This window comes from Candidatus Hodgkinia cicadicola, from assembly GCF_002774925.1.
The window spans coordinates 1-2,615 of record NZ_NXGO01000029.1 but is presented as its reverse complement, the minus strand read 5'-3'; the positions used below and the strand labels follow the sequence as shown (position 1 = coordinate 2,615).

Below are 2,615 nucleotides of genomic sequence, written 5' to 3'. Positions count from 1 at the left end.
AAATAAATCTAAATTATATCTCAATTTAAATAGATGTTGATACCAAATCAAAATAAAACATCAATATTAATCGAGAAAAATAAAGCTATTAATATAAAAAATCTTTACAAAATAAATAATTCAAATAATCTTATAAATATTTTAATAAAAATGATAACTTAAAATGTAAAGTCATTATTACTTTAATAGAAATAAAGATGTTAGACATGTATTTACGATTACCGATTAGTTCCCATTATTTTTACCCATTGAACTGATCTGTTTGAAGTAAACATATAATTAGGGATGAATACACCACATGATACCCCTATGATAATTAAACAAATTGATCGTTTATTTATTCTCAAGTTCTAATAACATTTTATTTTAAAAGATCAAGTTAATTTTATGATTAAAAATCAAAAACCAACACTATGATAGACTTAATAAAAATTATAACAAGTCATTTAATTAAATTTCAAATACCAAAACATGCAAACTGATTATATACTACAGGATTTTCATTGATATTTATATTTATACTTCAAATAGCATCAGGAATTTCGATAGCTATTCACTACAAACCATCAACTAGATTGGCATTTTTATCTATTCACAGAACTGAAAGATTATTTAAATATGGATGGTTGGTAAGAAACCTACATGTTTGTGGATCATCTGCGTTGTTCCTGTTATTATATTTACACATATTTAAAGGAATTTATTATAAATCATATTATGGATCCAAAAAAATATTGTGACTAACAGGTAGTATAATACATTTGATCATTATTTTGATTGGTTTTTTCGGTAGTGTTTTAAGTTGAAGTCAAATGTCATACTGAGCTGCTGTAGTAATCACAAATTTTATAGGTTCAATTCCAATTATTGGTAAATTTCTGAGATTAATATTACTTGGGGGATATACAGTCGGTGATTCAACACTTAGAAGATTTTTTGTTTTCCATTGTGTATTTCCATTCATATGTCTAACCTTTATTATGATACATCTGTTATTAGTTCATATTAAAGGCCAAACAAGTCCAATAGCGAACAGACTACCAATATCAAACTCATTTGAAGATATGTATCCCAATTTTATTGCCAAAGATATAATTACTTGTATCGTAATGTTATTTATAATGTATGTTCTATGTTTAATCTGTCCGAATATAATATTGAATAAATTAAGTTACATTCCAGCCGACTATTATTCAACTCCTACTGATATTGAACCAGAATGGTATTTCCTACCATATTATTCAATACTTAAAACCTTTGAATCAAAGATGTTAGGTATAACTTCAATAACATTACTCTTATTTTCGTTGATATTTATTCCATATATATATAACATAGAACTACCAAACATAACAACAAGAACTTACAGATTACATACCATAACTGCATTCATAAGTCTTATCCTCTTAGGATTAATGGGTAAATGTAGATATACAAAACTGATCTCTAAATTATCAAAAGCATGTGTGTTGTGATACCTTGGCTTTTTTTCTCTACCTTTAATTATAAGAATTACTTCATTTATTAATAAAAGCTACAAGAAAAATTGGATATAAGCTTTAAAATAAGTCAAATTAAACGAGGTTTTGATGTTTTTAGACAAATCTGTATTAATTGTCATTCACTCAAACTTTTTAAACTCATGGATTTACTTAAATTGGGATATACACATAAACAAGCTGCTCTATTGGTTAAAAAATATAGACTAATTGATTATTTTAAATTACCATACAAATCAGCTATACAAGCTAGACGTTTTAACAATGGGGCATTACCCCCAGACTTATCTTTGGTAACAAAATATAGAACATTTCAATGAATATATGACCTTTTAACTGGGTATGGTAATACTCTCATAAGAAATGAAAGTAATTTATATCAGAATAAAGGATTAGAACAGGGTTGGACCGCTATGAGACCACCATTGGCTTATGGATGTATTAAATCCAACTTTTATGCTCCACACTCCATCCATCAATACTCTCGAGATGTAATTGGCTTCTTAGATTGGGTATCAGAACCATGATTGACTATAAGACAGAGATTAACAATACCAATTTTAAGTAGTTTATTTATTACTGGATTAATGTTAACTAATTCATTGATTAAAAATAACAACAAACCATCAAACAATTACATCAGAAAACCTCAATGTTTAGATTAAGAAATTATTAATAACAAAATTATAACATATTTAACGTACAAAGTACCTTATTTATTAATAAAAATGATAATTATTGAATTAAACACATGAATCTTTATCTAATTATTACCTAAATCAAAGTTAATTATTAATAAACTTAGAAAAGAACAACATCCACGTTTAGAATAAATAAATTTAAATAAAATTTGGTAACAACAAAATCTTATACCATAATTATTATAAGTTATTATACATTTTAAAATACATTTGATGTCATTTTTTTGGGTCATTTAATTTAAAAAATATCATTCAACATAATAGATAACATTAACAATAAATCCCATAGTTATCATTGATTAATTATTGTTATTTTCATTGATTAACATATTATTAACTACTTCAAATGAACAAAAGACAAGTACCTAAGTTTAAATTTGATAGAAGAATTGGTGAAAACATCTGAAACTCTAAG

General features: G+C 25.3%; 2 protein-coding genes. Both read left to right on the top strand.

Annotated features, from left to right (window positions below):
* Positions 1–413 precede the first annotated feature (413 nt).
* Positions 414–1,556: a cytochrome b gene (locus MAGTDC_RS01955; RefSeq protein WP_146656838.1), complete on the top strand. Its 1,143-nt coding sequence runs from the start codon at positions 414–416 to the stop codon at positions 1,554–1,556.
* Positions 1,547–2,164: a cytochrome c1 gene (locus MAGTDC_RS01950; RefSeq protein WP_146656837.1), complete on the top strand. Its 618-nt coding sequence runs from the start codon at positions 1,547–1,549 to the stop codon at positions 2,162–2,164. The genes MAGTDC_RS01955 and MAGTDC_RS01950 overlap by 10 nt, the downstream gene beginning before the upstream one ends.
* Positions 2,165–2,615: the final 451 nt, after the last annotated feature.